Annotated in this window: 12 protein-coding genes; all 12 read right to left on the bottom strand. The window is 59.0% G+C overall.

Annotated elements, in window-relative coordinates:
- Positions 1 to 12 precede the first annotated feature (12 nt).
- Positions 13 to 867 carry a response regulator gene (locus PZ897_RS05320; protein WP_275750572.1) on the bottom strand — a complete coding sequence of 285 codons (855 nt, stop codon included), beginning with the start codon at positions 865 to 867 and terminating at the stop codon, positions 13 to 15.
- A 60-nt stretch (positions 868 to 927) separates the two neighbouring features.
- A complete protein-coding gene (locus PZ897_RS05315; RefSeq protein WP_275750570.1) occupies positions 928 to 1,773 on the bottom strand; it encodes a response regulator in 846 nt (281 codons plus the stop codon).
- Positions 1,774 to 1,971: 198 nt separating this feature from the next.
- Positions 1,972 to 2,805, bottom strand: a complete 834-nt coding sequence (locus PZ897_RS05310; protein ID WP_275750568.1) for a DUF1194 domain-containing protein — start codon at positions 2,803 to 2,805, stop codon at positions 1,972 to 1,974.
- Between the two features lie 164 nt (positions 2,806 to 2,969).
- Positions 2,970 to 5,531, bottom strand: coding sequence for an FAD-dependent oxidoreductase (locus tag PZ897_RS05305; protein WP_275750566.1), 2,562 nt, complete (start codon positions 5,529 to 5,531; stop codon positions 2,970 to 2,972).
- Between the two features lie 379 nt (positions 5,532 to 5,910).
- Entirely contained in the window at positions 5,911 to 6,174 is a 264-nt protein-coding gene (locus tag PZ897_RS05300) for a hypothetical protein (protein ID WP_275750565.1), read from the bottom strand.
- 115 nt (positions 6,175 to 6,289) lie between these two features.
- Positions 6,290 to 8,935: a mechanosensitive ion channel family protein gene (locus PZ897_RS05295; RefSeq protein ID WP_275750563.1), complete on the bottom strand. Its 2,646-nt coding sequence runs from the start codon at positions 8,933 to 8,935 to the stop codon at positions 6,290 to 6,292.
- A 126-nt stretch (positions 8,936 to 9,061) separates the two neighbouring features.
- Entirely contained in the window at positions 9,062 to 9,607 is a 546-nt protein-coding gene (locus tag PZ897_RS05290; RefSeq protein ID WP_275750562.1) for a DUF924 family protein, read from the bottom strand.
- 122 nt (positions 9,608 to 9,729) lie between these two features.
- Complete coding sequence (locus tag PZ897_RS05285) at positions 9,730 to 11,733, bottom strand: acetyl/propionyl/methylcrotonyl-CoA carboxylase subunit alpha (RefSeq protein ID WP_275750561.1); 2,004 nt, start codon at positions 11,731 to 11,733, stop codon at positions 9,730 to 9,732.
- Complete coding sequence (locus PZ897_RS05280) at positions 11,730 to 12,929, bottom strand: HNH endonuclease (protein WP_275750559.1); 1,200 nt, start codon at positions 12,927 to 12,929, stop codon at positions 11,730 to 11,732. The genes PZ897_RS05285 and PZ897_RS05280 overlap by 4 nt, the downstream gene beginning before the upstream one ends.
- A gap of 2 nt (positions 12,930 to 12,931) precedes the next feature.
- The gene (locus PZ897_RS05275) at positions 12,932 to 14,548 is read right to left on the bottom strand and encodes a carboxyl transferase domain-containing protein (RefSeq protein ID WP_275750557.1); all 1,617 of its coding nucleotides are present in this window, start codon (positions 14,546 to 14,548) and stop codon (positions 12,932 to 12,934) included.
- A complete protein-coding gene (locus tag PZ897_RS05270) occupies positions 14,548 to 14,928 on the bottom strand; it encodes a type II toxin-antitoxin system VapC family toxin (protein ID WP_275750556.1) in 381 nt (126 codons plus the stop codon). Before PZ897_RS05270 ends, PZ897_RS05275 begins: the two co-directional genes overlap by 1 nt.
- Positions 14,925 to 15,365: an AbrB/MazE/SpoVT family DNA-binding domain-containing protein gene (locus PZ897_RS05265; protein WP_275750554.1), complete on the bottom strand. Its 441-nt coding sequence runs from the start codon at positions 15,363 to 15,365 to the stop codon at positions 14,925 to 14,927. Before PZ897_RS05265 ends, PZ897_RS05270 begins: the two co-directional genes overlap by 4 nt.
- Between the last annotated feature and the right edge of the window lie 5 nt (positions 15,366 to 15,370).

Below are 15,370 nucleotides of genomic sequence, written 5' to 3'. Positions count from 1 at the left end.
GACGGGCGTTTGTCAGGCCAGGGCGGCGATCGGCAGTTGGATGGCGGCTTTTCTCAACGCCTCCATCTTGACCAGAACCCCAATGTTCTGGGCGATGCGGCACTGAAACTCCTCCTGCACGAAAGGGCGGTAAAGAAAATCGCTGGCGCCTGCCTTGAGGAAACTCGCAGAAAGATCGGGGTCGTTTGAGTTTGAAATGCCGATGATGCGCAGCACATCATCGGAATAGTGACGGCGCAGTTTGCGGGTCAATTGATACCCGTCCATGTCGCCCATGTGATAGTCGGTCAGAACCAGCTTGATATCCGGATAAGCCGCAACGGCTTCAAGCGCCTGTTGCCCCGAAGACGCCTCAACGATGTCGAATTTCTGCGCCAGCAACATGGCCGAAAGAATGCTGCGCTGGGTCTTGCTGTCGTCAACCACCAGGATACGGTAGTCGCGATTGGAGATGATCCGCTCCACCGCCGTGACGATTTCGTCAAATGCCCTGTCGGTGTCCTTGATGACATAGTCGAGCACGTTCTTCTTCAAGATGCTGGCGCGCGTGTTGAAGTCGAATTTTCCGGTAAAGACGATCGTGGGAAGATCGATCTCGAGCGCATAGTCCAGCGCCTCGCAATGCGGTGAATCGGGAAGGTTGAGATCGGTAACCGCAACAAAGAAACCGTGATCGGCATCAGCTGCCGCCTGTTTCATCTCCGCAAGCGAACCGCAGGTGACGACGTCAACCCCGAGGTCGGTCTCGAAGCGGAATTTGAGCGCCGAGGTGAACATCCGCGAATCTTCCACCAGCAGGACGCGAAGCCGCTCATCTGCCGTTGGCGCACCGGACTGCATTTCAGATTCCACAGAAACTTCAGACACGACAGCAACTCCATTCAAGCAACAGGCCGGTCAACCGGGCACAAAACAGCTTCAGGCACACTACGCGACCTTCGCCTCACCACGGCGGGCGATCATCCGGCGGGCGGATTTGATCTGGTCAAGCGTATCCAGGTTCTGATTGACCCTGCAGTAGAATTCCTCGTCCACATAGGGGCGCAGCATGAAATCGTTGCCCCCGGCCTTGAGAAAGCGCGCGGACAGGAGGCGATTGTCGGAAGACGACACACCGATGATCCGCAGCTCATGACTGCCGCGCACCGAGCGCAGGCGCCGTGTCAGCTCAAAGCCATCCATGTCAGGCATGTTATAGTCCGTGATCACCAGGCCAATTTCGGGCGCGCCTTTCAGGATATCGAGCGCCTCTGCGCCGCTTTCCGTGGCGCTGACCTGAAAATTGAACCGTTCGAGCCGACTGCGCAAAAGTGCGCGCGCGGTCGGGCTGTCATCAACGATGAGCACATGGTGGCGATGATTGGTCAGGAACCGGCAGACCGATTCAGCAAGCATATCAATGGCAAGGATGCTGTCCTTGATGACATAATCGACGATGTCGCGCGCCAGAATGCCTTCGCGTGTCTTCTCATGGAAGGTTCCGGTGAAGACTATGATCGGGATCGAGAGTCCGGCGAGATAGCCCAGCGCTTCGCCATTTTCGGCGCCCGGCAGATTGATGTTCGAGATCGCCAGCGTGATCGGGCGATCACCGTAATCGAAAGCCAGTTGCAGCTCTTCAAAGGTGCTGCAGATTTCAATGTCGATGTCAAAACACTGTTTGAGCTTTTGGCCGATCATCGAGGTGAAGACATTCGAATCCTCGGCCACAACAATGCGGTGCTCAGCAAGTGATCCACCGGAATATTGCATTCCAGAAAGTCCAATGAACATTAACGCACCCCTTCCCTTCGGCCGAGGCTAATCATCTGCGCATTGAGTTTTGGTTAATATCGCAACCCAGCGATGCAGTCGGGGCAGCAACCTGACACGCCGCCCATCTGAATGTCTGATGTCACAGTTTAGCCAGTCCGCGGTAAATCCGACCGGCAATTCTCAGCGCCGGGTATCGACCCCCTCCATTTTCAGCCATTACCCGTCATCAAACATCCATTGCCGCTGATTCCAGATCTTTTCCCCGATCAGGCAATCGTAAGGCTCACTGGACAGCCGCAGCGGGCTGGATGCCGGCGCCTGGGCCGGGACAATCATCTGCGGCGCAATCGGAAGACCGCCGATCTCCAGTACAAGCTTGCGACGGATCGCTTCGGGAAACTGGTCCCAACTGCGCACCGGAACCAGAAAGCTGCCTGGTCCCCCGATCACACAGTTGAAATAATAGTCATCAAGGTCGGCAATATTGAAGCTGCTGCCCAACCCGTCACTGGTCATCATCGGCAAGCCGTTGATCACGATCCGCTTTGCCAAGGCGCTCTGCCGCGCCTCAAGCACCGGCTGGCCCTGGTTGTTGGGGCCATCGCCGGAGATGTCGATAACCTTCCTGAATCCCTCGACCGGCGCGGCCTCCAAACGTTTTAGCGCGTGCAGGATGGCCCCGGAGATCGATGTGCGACGTTGGCCCAGAGGCTGGGAATTCCCGACGATCGCAGACACGCCGTCAGCATCAGCAGAGGTCTCCACCAGCGTCCAGTCAAACACCTCTCGGATCGAGGTTTCACCCGCCCACTCGAACATGGTCACCGCAATGCGGCCATAGGCGCCCTGGGCGATGGCCCGCACCACATCTGGATGGTTGAGTGCTGCCGCATAGCCCTCACGCTGAATTGCCAGTTCCCGCGGCGACATTGAGCGCGAGACGTCAATTGCGAGAACCAGGGCAACGTCGACGGGCTCCTGTGCCTGCGCCCCGGGAATGAACGCAAGCATGACAGCAGTTGTCAAAAGTGCCTTGATCCATCCCGTCATGTCTCATTTTAACATGACGAAATGGAAGCTCGAAACTGAATCTTGGTATCGGCAGGTTCAGTCCGGCACCGGACCGGCCGGCGGTGTTCGGGGCTGCCACCTCGGTTATCGGCAGATGGGCAAGCTCCGCTGGCGCTGCGTGGCCTGTCGGTGGTTGCCTTAGATCAGCTGCGCGGCTTCAAATTCTCCGGGTCGTAGAGCGGCGTGTAGCCGACTGCTGCCACTTCGACCGGAAACACCTCGCTGAAATACTCGACATTGAGCTTGCGCCCCACCTGGCAATACTCCCAGGGCAGATAGGCGAGCGCGATGTTCTTGCCGATGGTCGGACCGTAGGCGACTGATGTGGTGTAGGAAATGCGGTCCAGTTCGTCGACAAGCGTCTTGCCCGTCTTCGGATCTATCACCGGCATAATGCCGACGGGATAGCGGGCGACACCCCTGGCATCGACATTCTCTGTCATCACCAGGGTGCACAGCATGGCCGGTTGATGCGCGCGCGCCTTGTATTCCAGGTGTTTGGCCTTGCCGCGGAAATCGGCTTCCTTGACCTTCGGGCGGGCCAGATCGGCTTCGATCAGATTGTACTGGGTCAGAAGATCGGCGTTCTGCAGCCGCAGGCTCTTTTCCATGCGGCGGGAGTTTGCGTAGGTTTCGACCCCCACCGGCGTGACCCCGGTTGATCGCAGCGCATCCCAGACAGCCAGCCCGTCCTCGAATTTCATGTGCAATTCCCACCCCTGCTCACCGACATAGGAGAGCCGGAAAGCAGACACCGTCTTGCCGGCGATCTCGATCGGCTTGATGGCGGCAAAGGCAAAGTTTTCGACATCAAGACCAGCCGGATCGGCAACGACCTTCTTCAGGGTATCGCGGGCATTCGGCCCCCAGATGCCGATGGTGGTGTAGGATTCGGTGACATCGGTGATGGTGACGGCAAAGCCTTTGTCCTCGGCCATGCGGCGCATGTAGTGGAAATCGCGCGGCCCGGCGTCGGCTCCGTTGATCAGGCGGCAGCGATCGGCCATGCGAATGAGGGTGAAGTCGGCCCGGACCATGCCCTCGTCATCGAGGAAATGGGTGTAGATGCCCTTGCCGATATTGCCATCGCCCCCGATCCTGGCTGCGCACAGCCACTCCATCAGAGCAACATGATCGGGCCCTTCGATGTCGACCATGTGGAAATGCGACAGGTTGATGATGCCGCAATCTTCGGAAAGTTGCAGATGTTCGGCATTCGAAACACGCCAGAAATGGCGGGTATCCCACTCGTTGTGACGCACCGGAATGCGGTCGCCGAACTTTGCAAGCAGGTGGTCGTTGGCGGCATAGCCGTGCGCCCGCTCCCAGCCACCCAGTTCCATGAAGTGACCGCCAAGCTCGACCTCGCGCTCGTAGAACGGCGAGCGCTTGATGCCGCGGCTCTTGGCATAGGGCTCGCGCGGATGGATGGCCGGATAATAGACCTTCTGCGCCGCTTCATGGCAGCGGTTCTCGATGAACTCCCCGGTCATCTGATGCGGATAGAAGCGCGCATAGTCGATCGCGTTGTGGTCGATCTCGGTGCGGCCATCGGTCATCCAGTCGGCGATCAGCTTGCCGTAACCGGGCGCGTCCTTGACCCAGATTGCGACGCAATACCAGAGACCACGCACCTTCTGGCTTTCGCCGCAGGAGGGCCCCCCGGCGGCCGACACCTGCAACAGGCCGTTGAAGGAGTGACCTTCATTGTAGCCCAGCTCTCCGAGAACGGGCGTCAGCTCCATGGCACGCTCGAGCGGCTCGATGATCTGTTCCATCTCCAGGTCGCGCTGCGAGGGAGACAGCCGCGCTTCGTTCTTCTCGAGAATATCGCGCGGATGACACAGCCGCGGCGCGTCAGTTTCGTAATAGCCCCACTCGATCTGACCGCCCTCGGCGGTCTTCGGATCTCCGGTGTCGCGCATATAGGCCGAATTGCCCTGGTCGCGCATCAGCGGCCAGCCGATATCCTTGCCGGTGCCTTCGAACTCGGTGTATGGCCCGAAAAACGTCAACGGATGGTCGACCGGCATGACCGGCAGGTCTTCGCCGGCCATTTCGGCGATCAACCGGCCCCAGATACCGGCACAGACGACCACATGATCGGCCATGATGGTGCCGCGATGGGTAACGACACCCTTGATCCGGCCGCCCTCGACGATCAGCGACTGGGCGGATGTGTTGGCAAAGACTTTCAGTTTACCGGCCTTCTCGGCCGTATCGACGAGCTTGCCGGCAACCGTCTGGGAGCGCGGAATGACGAGGCCGGCATCGGGATCCCACAAGGCCCCGGCAACCATCTCTTCATCGACCAGCGGAAATTTTGCCTTCACCTCCGCCGGGCCGATCAGGCTCGCCCGCGTGCCAAAGGCCTTGCCGGAGGACGTCTTGCGCTTGATTTCCTCCATCCATGCATCGTCGCCGGTGCGCGCAATCTCCAGGCCGCCGACGCGGGCGTAATGGCCCATTTTCTCGAAGAAATCGATCGAGTATTGCGTCGCCCAGACGGACAGATAGTCATGCGATGTGGTGTAGCAAAAGTCCGACGCATGCGCTGTCGACCCGATGTCGGTCGGCACGCCGGACTTGTCGATTCCAACAAGGTCGTCCCATCCGCGCTCAATCAGATGATGCGCGATGGAGGCGCCAACAATACCACCCACTCCAATGATGACGACTTTTGCCCGTTCCGGAAATCCTGCCATTGTGTCCACCCTGATTGTGCCTGGCGCAGAATTTAGGATCTGTGATCTCAAAACCAGTGCCTGTCTACGACATTATCACCATGCTGCACGACCACGACAGCGCCGCAGGTGATTTCATATCCAGGCACATCGGTTGCCGCCGCAAGGAGCAGTTCCTCACTTTGTTTCTCTGCCGACACTGCACCAACCGGCCAACCATGCTTTCGACTGTCTGCCCGAGCCAATACAGGGCGCCAACACGGAGCCTGCGTCAAATTCATCCACTGTGCTGCGCGCTTGAATCCACAGGCCCTCAACCGAGCAAACAACTGCAGACCAGACGTGAAAAGGCCGCGGCGTCATGGACAGCCGCGGCCTCAAAAACAGCATTGAGAAGGCGTTACTTGATCACCGCAGCGCCATTGATGATGTCGATGCTTTCACTTCCATTCAGCGTTTCCCGGTCGCCCGACGGCATGGTGATAAAACACCCCGCGGGGCAGAAACTGACTGTGGCGCCGGCTTCCACAACCAATTCGATCTTGCCGCTGCCTTCGGTGACAATCAGGATCTGGGCGCCCGGATCCGTGTTGGTCACACTGGCTGCATGTGCGCCAGCAACCATGATCGAACTCATCGCGAATGCAAAAACAGTGATTTTCATCGATTTTCGGCGCTTGGCTCGCCGCTCCATGTTGCAACAATGTCGGGCCAACTCGGGCCCGGTATGCGTGGTTGAGTAGCATCTGCAAACTGAATGCAGTCTGAACGGCGGCGCATCATCTGTCGTCACCCTCGGACCCGTTGCCCTCATCCATCGAATCCTGCGCCGATTTTGACGGCACAGCGTGTCCGCTGGATGTCGTCCCGGCCTGATCGGCAGCATCTTTGCCTGAGGCTTGCGCCAGCGTGGTCTTGGTGCCGACGGTTTTCTCACGCAGCGCTGCCAGCGGCTCCTCCTCGGAGCCCAGCTTGATGTTCAAATCGCGCTGCGGGAATGGAATTTCAATGCCTTCTGCCTTGAACCGCTCGAAAATGCGCAACCGCAACTCGGTCCGCACCGAGAGACCGCTCAACACATCCGCCAGATGCGCCCTCACTTCGAAATCGAGAGAGGAATCGCCGAAGCCGACAAAGTGCACCGCCGGTTCGGGAAAGCTCAGAACCATTTCATGGTCGCGCACAATTTCGCTCAGGATCTCGATCACCTTGCGCGGATCCGCCTCGTAACTCACGCCGACCGCCACTTCGATGCGCCCCAGCGAGTTGCGATGGGTCCAGTTGCCAACCGGCGCATTGATCAGCTCGGAATTCGGCACGATGATCGACTGGCGGGTAAAGGTTTCGATCTCTGTGGCGCGCACTGATATCTTCTTCACAAAGCCTTCAGTCGAGCCGGTCACCACCCAGTCGCCGACCTTGAATGGCCGTTCGGCCAGCAGGATCAGGCCGGACACGAAATTGCTGACAATATTCTGCAGACCAAAGCCGATGCCGAGCGACAACGCACCGGCGACCAGCGCCAGGCTTGAAAGATCTATGCCTGCGGCCGATATGCCGATCAAGCCGGCCACTGCAACGCCGATATAGCCGACACCGGTCTTGATCGAGTTGCGGACCCCGGTATCCATCCGGCCACGCGCCATCACGCTGCCGTCAAGCCAGCCCTGAAACCAGCGGGTGACCAGCAGCCCCAGCAAAAACAGCACCACTCCGAAAAGGATGCCGACAAGCGAGATGGTGATGCCGCCAATACGGATTTCCGTCATCAAGCGGTAAAACCACAGCTGGATGTCCTGAACCTGAAAACCCCATTGCAGCAGAATCAGCGGAACGCCGAGCAGCAACACCAGCAGATTGATCAGCAGGCCAGCGCCCAAACCGGACTGGTCGAGGGAGACATGGCCCAGTTCGAACCGGTCCTCGATCCGCCGCCCGATCGCGGTCTGCGCAAAAACGCCCGGTTCGGATATCGCCTTGCTGGACAGATAACCGATATACATCGTCGTCAGGATCGCGCCTGTGACAATGATCTGCGTCGCTGCAAACCGCGCCAAGCCAACATACCCAAGCATCGCGGTAGCCAGCAGGCCCAGGCCTGCCAACAGCAACGTTACCGATATCACCCGCGGCCATGGTTCACCGGGATCGGCCGGGTCGCCGGATCTGGACATCATCGGCTTGACCCGCGACATCACGATCAGGATCAACGCCATGATCACGACGGCAAAGAATCCTTTGCTGACGGTCAGCACAACCGGCGAGCCCAGCGTCTGACTGACAACTCCCAGCACATAATCCAGGCCATTGACGATGATCAACGCCACGACCAGCGGCAACAACATCTGCGCGCCGCTATTGCACAGATTGACCAGGCGCCAGGCCGGCGTGGCCGGTGCAAGGATCGCGCGCGCCAGTTTGCTGATGAAATAGATGGCCACCAGCAACGCAATCACGCTCTGAACCACCGGAGTGACATCGGTGCGCAGGATTGAAAAACTCTGCATCAATCCGAAAACCGTCATGCCGAGAGCGGTCATCGCCAGGGTTGGAATCACAATCGACCAGAACGCGGTGGACAGCCGGCTGGTATAGGGCGGATCCTCATCCTCCGGATCGCGCTCGAACAGCCCGCCGAACAACCGGTAGGCACCGGCGATGAAAACCAGCGCCGCCACAATCGCGAAAAATGCGGTCCCCAGAAGGGCGTCGCGCTTGAAGGTCCAGACAAATTTCAGCCAGGAGCTGTATGTGCGCTTGAGATCGCTCCATTCGTTTCCGGCTGCCGCGACCGCCTCCAACAGCAGCGACGGGCCGATTTCGGTGCGTTTGAGCAGGGTGTTTGCAAACAGCGCCCGGCGCGCCTCCGTTATTCTGTCACCGAGTTCGCTCGCCCGCACCGACACTGTTTCAGCCCGGCCGGTCAAAGTGTTGATCAGGGCGCGCTCTTCGGCCAGACGGGCGCGGTCTGCAGCGACCGCATCGGGTTCCGCCGGCTCCCCTTCGGCAGGTGCTGCCCCGAGCTGATCGATCCGCGCCTTGATCTCGGTCAGCCGGGGCCGAAGGGAAACCCCGATGTCGAGCATGCTTCTGGCCAGTGCGCCAACCTCCAGCTTGAGGTCGACCAGAGCGTTGTCATTGTCGGTGGTTTGGTCGACCCGCTTGGTCAGTCTCGCAAAGGCGGCTTCCGCAGCTTCCAGTTTCTTTTCAGCCTCGGTGATGACCGGCGAGACACCCATCTCGGATGCAGAAAGAGGCGCCGCAACCTGATCGGCCGGTGCCGCCGTGTTGGCCGGTGCTGGCTGAACCCGCGTCTCAACAGATGGCGCCACGACAGGAGCCGTTGTCTGGGAGCGAGCGCCGCCGACCGATCCCGTAACCACTGCCCCAGCCAGCATTGCTGCCATCAGCCAATCAAAACGCATGAATATCCTGTCCGGTTCGAAATCGTCATTCATCCTTAGCAGGCTGGTGGAGCAACACAAACGTTGCCCACACCCGTCATATTCACCCGTGCTGCATTCGCTGTTGGACGGACCTGCTTCCGGTGTCTAGAATCCGGCGCCCGGCTCGGAAAGATAGGCCTTTTCCTCAGCCGTTGAGGTCCGCCCGAGAATCGGGTTGCGATGCGGGAACCTGCCATATTGGGCAATGACATCATGGTGCCGGCGCGCATAATCCAGATAGGTTTCATGGCCCAGCGCTTCAAACAGTGCCACGCTACGCTCTTGCGCGCCGAGATCTTCGGCATGCTCGAACGGCATGTAGAAAAAGATCCGCCGGTCTTCGGCGACAGACTTGTCCGCACCAACCGCCAGCGCCGCCTTGGCCTCTTTCAGTGCAAGACCATCGGTGGCGAAAGCCATCGGCGACCCCCGGTAGATGTTGCGCGGGAACTGATCAAAGACGATCACCAGCGCCAGCCGCGCCTCCGGCGTCGCCCGCCACTCTTCACTGATATTGCGTGACAGAGCCAGATGCAGGTTGGCGAAGCGCTCCGTGATACGGTGATCGACAGACTCGCTTTTGACAAACCAGTCCTTGGGCGTCAGCTCAGTGAACCAGAATTCCAGAACGGCTTCGGGGGTCTCGGTCATTGAAATTCCTGTCCTGCTAGCCAATTGTATAAGTCTGAATGTGGAGGTTTCTGCGGCAGCTTCAACTGTTCGCCGCCCAATTTCCATCGCGCCTATTCAAGCCAAGAGCAAGACCTGCCCTATCAGGCGGCCTTCACTTCGGCTTCAAGCCGCACAAGGCTCACGCCATCGCCCACCTGCATGCCAGCCGTCACCAATACCTCGGCAACCACACCATCGCGCGGCGCTGAGAGTGTCATCTCCATTTTCATGGCTTCCATGACAACCATCGCTTCGCCCGATTTGACATCCTGTCCCTGGGTCACCAGCACCTGTTTGACGATGCCGGGCATCATCGAGACGACCTGATCGCCGCCGGCAGCCAGATCGGCCGTGCGCTTGCCCTGCGGCTTGCCGAACCGGTGGGTCAAACCTTCGTGAAACACCGCGACTTCATCCTCACTCTGGATCAGCCGGCATTTGCGTGAGATCCCGCCACTGCGCAACGACCAGTCTGCCCCACGGGCAGAAACCGCCTCCATATCCAATCCAGCAGCCTCAAATCCCGGCCCGAAAACCCGCCAGCCATCAGGGCCGCTACGTTCAACCAGAAACGCCGTCGCTTTGCCGTCTATCTCGAGTTGTACCCGCCGCTTGGGCAGGCCCCAGATTTCAAAGGGGCCGATCGCGCTTGCCACATCCGCGTCAGTTCTGTGATCCGGGATCATGCCGGAGGCGGCAAGGGCCGCCAGGCCCGTGACATGCTCCGGAGCGGCCTCACCTGCTGTCAGGCTGACGATGTTGCGGTCAATCAGTCCAGTGTCGAGACGTCCGGCGGCAAAATCCGCATCACGACAGAGCCTGGCCAGAAAAGCCGTGTTGGTCACTGTTCCGGCAACCTCGGTGCGGCCCAGCGCTCCGGCAAGCCTGGAAAGCGCCTCCGACCTGGTCTTGCCGTGGGCAATCACCTTGGCGATGATCGGATCATAGAACGGGCTTATCTCGTCGCCCGCACGCACCCCGGCATCAACTCTGATGTCGCCGTCGGGAAACCGCAGATGCGCCAGACGCCCGGCCGCGGGCAGAAAGCCCTTTTCCGCATCCTCGGCATAAATCCGGGCTTCCACCGCATGACCGCTGATCGACAGCTCATCCTGGCTGAGCGGCAAGGGCTCGCCGCCGGCCACGCGGATCTGCCATTCGACCAGATCAAGCCCGGTGATCAGTTCGGTGACCGGATGCTCGACCTGAAGCCGCGTGTTCATTTCCATGAACCAGAACCGGTCTGCCTTCAGCCCGTCGCTGGCGTCAACAATGAACTCCACCGTGCCGGCGCCCGAATAACTGATCGCTTTGGCGGCCTGCACCGCCGCAGCTCCCATCGCTGCGCGCATGTCCTCGGGCATGTCCGGCGCAGGCGCTTCCTCGATCACCTTCTGGTGCCGCCGCTGCGCCGAACAATCGCGTTCGAAAAGATGCACCACATTGCCGTGGCTGTCGCCAAACACCTGAATCTCGATATGCCGTGGCGTGGCGACATATTTCTCCACCAGCACCCGGTCATCACCGAACGCGGCCTTGGCCTCGCGCCGCGCCGAGGACAAGGCCGCGGGAAAGTCGAGCTGATTGTCGACCTTGCGCATGCCCTTGCCGCCGCCGCCGGCGCGCGCCTTGATCAGCACCGGAAACCCGATCTCGTTGGCCTTGCCGGCCAGCACCACCAGCTCCTGCGCCTCGCCATGATAGCCCGGCACAACCGGCACGTTTGCCTTCTCCATCAACGTCTTGGCCGCATCTTTCAGGCCCATGGCCCGGATGGCCGAAGCCGATGGCCCGATGAAGATCAGCCCGGCTTTGACGACCTGATCGACGAAGTCGGGATTCTCCGACAAAAATCCGTAGCCGGGATGGACCGCATCCGCCCCGGTGCGCCTGGCCGCCTCAAGAATGGCATCGATCCTGAGATAGCTTTCGCTCGCCGGCGCCGGTCCGATCAGCACCGCCTCGTCTGCCATCTCGACATGCAGCGCCTGTGTATCAGCCTCGGAATAGACCGCCACCGTGGCAATGCCCAGTGTCCGCGCCGTGCGGATAATCCGGCAGGCGATTTCGCCCCGGTTGGCGATGAGGATTTTGCTGATGGTCATGTATTGCCCAATTCTAAAGTCAGAGCAGGATCGTCTTTCGCCATTTTGGGTGGGAGGTCATCTAAGGAGATCCTTAAAGAGACCACTCGATCCAATTCAGGCAACTGGAGAAAACCCTGTTTCCATAATAAGAATTTCGTTGACGGTATCGCATCGCTGAAGAAATTTAACGCAGGACACACAACGAATACAGCGCCATTTATGAAACTCTGATCAGCTTTGGAGATCAATTCCGGATCATCACTAATGGGCAGGCTTGAGAAATTTCCCGATGGGTGGAATATGGTAAGCGACAGGCAGCCGTTGACTACGTTGATCAACAATGTCCAACAATCATCGACTGCCGCAACTTTGGCAAAATTCCCGTTAACACCAAGAGAAAAACCAGTACCTCGGATCGACGATTTCGAGCGCTCTGTGTAATCTTTTTTCCAGAGTACTTCTCTAAATCGTTTTGCAGCTTCCGATTCCAAGAAATTTATTCCGAGAATTTGGCACCCTAAGCCTAAAGCTACCTTACATAAGAACCGACTAGTAAAGTCCACCTGTATTGCAGCGCGTAGGCTTACCGTCCCCACTTCATCCAGAATATGGCGAACCTCATTCGGGTGACTTTGAGCGACGACTCCATCCCGGCTTTCCCAGAAAGGAGTGAAATCCATGTCACCCACGATGTCTGTAAGGCAGACCCTGTGACATTTTGGGAATATTTTCCGAACAGAGAGAGCCGCGGTAATCACCCAATAGGGATGATCAGCTGTCAGGTTCACATAGATACGCCCACGGCGACTTTGCCTTTTTGGGTCTCCGCCAACATAAGCCCACCAATCCTCATCGGTCTTCCTGCGAACGTGGCGAATATGCTCACCAGCGGCCCCAGCATACCGATCGCACTGCTCATCATCTTGGCAAGGGAAGTCCGTCTCAACTCCAAGGTAAAACAACGGGAAAGCCGCCGGTTTATCGGGATTTAGAAAGGCATGATGATGCCTGGACCTTTCTTGGTGTGAGAAATAGCCCTTCAGAAAGGCTCCATCCACATGGAGTCCACATTTATTATTGCAGTATCCACATACATCATTCGTTACGAAAATTTTAGGCGAGTTAGAGACTCCAATCGCCTGAGGCCAAATGTGTTCAGGCCGATCAAATTCAAACTCTTTTTTCTCTCTACCGCAGTAGATGCAAGTCTTCATCATCACATCCTGAACACGCCGAATTTCGTCTCAGCCACCGGCGCATTCAATGCCACCGACAGGCTCAGCGCCAGGATCTCGCGTGATTTGAGCGGATTGATGATGCCGTCGTCCCACAGCCGCGCCGAGGCGTAGAGCGGGTGGCTTTGGGTCTCGAACATCTCGATGGTCGGGCGCTTGAATTCGGCCTCGTCCTCGGCCGACCATTCGCCGCCGGTGCGCTCGATGGCATCGCGCTTGACGGTCGCGAGCACGCCGGCCGCCTGTTCGCCGCCCATCACCGAGATACGGCTGTTGGGCCAGGTCCATAGAAACCGGGGTGAATAGGCCCGCCCGCACATGCCGTAATTGCCGGCGCCGAACGAGCCGCCGACGATCATGGTGATCTTCGGCACCTGCGTTGTCGCCACCGCAGTCACCATCTTGGCGCCATCCTTGGCGATGCCGCCGGCTTCGTATTTCTCCCCGACCATGAAGCCGGTGATGTTTTGCAAAAACACCAGCGGGATCTTGCGCTGCGAGCACAGCTCGATGAAATGCGCGGCCTTCACCGCACTTTCGGAAAACAGCACGCCATTGTTGGCAATGATGCCGACCGGCATGCCCATCACATGGGCGAAACCGCAAACGATGGTGGTGCCGTAGCGTGCCTTGAACGCGTCAAACCGCGAGCCATCGACGATGCGGGCGATCACCTCACGAATATCATAGGGCTGGCGCGTGTCGGCGGGAATGATGCCGGCGATCTCGGCCGGATCATAGAGCGGATCTTCCGGCGGCAGACAGTCCATTTGACAGAGCCCTGCCCTGCCCCGGCCATTGAGATTGGCCACCGCCTGCCGCGCCAGTTGCAGCGCATGGGCGTCATTGTCGGCCAGATGATCGGCCACGCCCGACAGCCGCGTGTGCACGTCGCCGCCGCCAAGATCCTCGGCGCTGACGATCTCGCCGGTCGCAGCCTTGACCAGCGGCGGCCCTGCAAGAAAGATCGTGCCCTGGTCGCGCACGATGATGGTCTCGTCGCTCATCGCCGGAACATAGGCGCCGCCGGCCGTGCAGGAGCCCATCACCACCGCAATCTGCGCAATCCCCCTGGCGCTCATATTGGCCTGGTTGAAGAAGATCCGCCCGAAATGGTCCCGGTCGGGAAACACCTCGTCCTGATTGGGCAGATTGGCGCCGCCGGAATCGACCAGATAGACACAAGGCAGATTGTTTTCGAGCGCAATTTCCTGGGCTCTGAGATGCTTCTTCACCGACAGCGGATAATACGTCCCACCTTTCACCGTGGCGTCGTTGCACACCACCATCACGTCGCGGCCGTTGACCCGGCCGACACCGGTGATCAACCCGGCCGAGGCAATATCGCCGCCATAGAGCCCGTGCGCCGCAAAACGGCCGACTTCCAGAAACGGCGAATCCGCATCCAGCAAGCTCGCCACCCGCTCGCGTGGCAGCAACTTGCCGCGCCCGACATGGCGTTCGCGCGAGGCTTCCGGCCCGCCCTGGCCATGCAGCGCCGCGGCTTCCGCGGCCTCATCGATCTGCGTCTGCATCCTTGCGGCATTGTCCCTGAACGCCTGCGAACCGGTGGAGATCTTGGATTGGATGATGGTCATCAGCGAATTAGCTCCACTTTGCAAGGCAGGTCGAGATCGGCCCAGTTTCGGTCTGCGGTCAAGGCCGTCGCCTTCTCGCGGATGGCCAATGCCAGGCAAGCGCGGTCGCCGAGCGACAATCCGCGATGGTAAGTATCCGCACGCAAGCGACCTGCCAATAGAGCGGTATCGGCATCAAATGACACCACATCGAGACGAAGGGCCGCTACATCCTCTACCGCGACTTCTGGCTCGCTACCGATATCGATAAGTTTAGAAACCACTTCCGCAAGATTTATCGAACAAATCCGCGACCCGACTGAGTGTTTCCAAAACAACTCAGCGCCGGCTTCATTTTTCAATCCGGCAAGCACCGCTGACGCATCCAGAATAACGGTCACTTATCTTTTTCCCGCATCGCCATTCCTTCGCGATGCAAGCGTTCAAAACGCTCATCAGATCTTCGCTGCTCTTCCCTGCGCTCGGCCAGAAAGTCCTCAACAATATCCACACCCGGCGGAACGAGCTCTTGGACACGAGCCTGGATTTCCCTGATCACAGCCATGTAGGATTTGATTTTCAGTTCTCCATCCTTCACTTCCAGCGCCAACTCGTCGCCCGGCTTGACCCCGAGCGCCTCACGCATTGCTGCCGGAATGACCAGCCGTCCGCCCTCTCCGAGCTTCACCCGATCCAGCATCGGCTTTTTGCCTTCGCCAGACACCGCGTCGTAACCCGACTGACCCGTTTCGGCGAAGCCTGTCTTTTTCGCGTGCTTCGTCATCATGCCACCTTTCGCCGATCTGCCATGTTTTTTAATCATGGCAATGTAGCACAATTACC

Source organism: Hoeflea sp. YIM 152468 (assembly GCF_029210485.1).
Taxonomy (GTDB): Bacteria; Pseudomonadota; Alphaproteobacteria; order Rhizobiales; family Rhizobiaceae; genus Hoeflea.
This window is presented reverse-complemented; position numbering and strand designations above follow the sequence as displayed.

Excerpts from the sequence above, each read along its gene's own strand:
- PZ897_RS05310 (WP_275750568.1), bottom strand. The coding sequence starts at position 2,805 with ATGACGGGATGGATCAAGGCACTTTTGACAACTGCTGTCATGCTTGCG.
- PZ897_RS05315 (WP_275750570.1), bottom strand. The coding sequence starts at position 1,773 with ATGTTCATTGGACTTTCTGGAATGCAATATTCCGGTGGATCACTTGCT.
- PZ897_RS05295 (WP_275750563.1), bottom strand. The coding sequence starts at position 8,935 with ATGCGTTTTGATTGGCTGATGGCAGCAATGCTGGCTGGGGCAGTGGTT.
- PZ897_RS05300 (WP_275750565.1), bottom strand. The coding sequence starts at position 6,174 with ATGAAAATCACTGTTTTTGCATTCGCGATGAGTTCGATCATGGTTGCT.
- PZ897_RS05290 (WP_275750562.1), bottom strand. The coding sequence starts at position 9,607 with ATGACCGAGACCCCCGAAGCCGTTCTGGAATTCTGGTTCACTGAGCTG.
- PZ897_RS05285 (WP_275750561.1), bottom strand. The coding sequence starts at position 11,733 with ATGACCATCAGCAAAATCCTCATCGCCAACCGGGGCGAAATCGCCTGC.
- PZ897_RS05275 (WP_275750557.1), bottom strand. The coding sequence starts at position 14,548 with ATGACCATCATCCAATCCAAGATCTCCACCGGTTCGCAGGCGTTCAGG.
- PZ897_RS05305 (WP_275750566.1), bottom strand. The coding sequence starts at position 5,531 with ATGGCAGGATTTCCGGAACGGGCAAAAGTCGTCATCATTGGAGTGGGT.
- PZ897_RS05280 (WP_275750559.1), bottom strand. The coding sequence starts at position 12,929 with ATGAAGACTTGCATCTACTGCGGTAGAGAGAAAAAAGAGTTTGAATTT.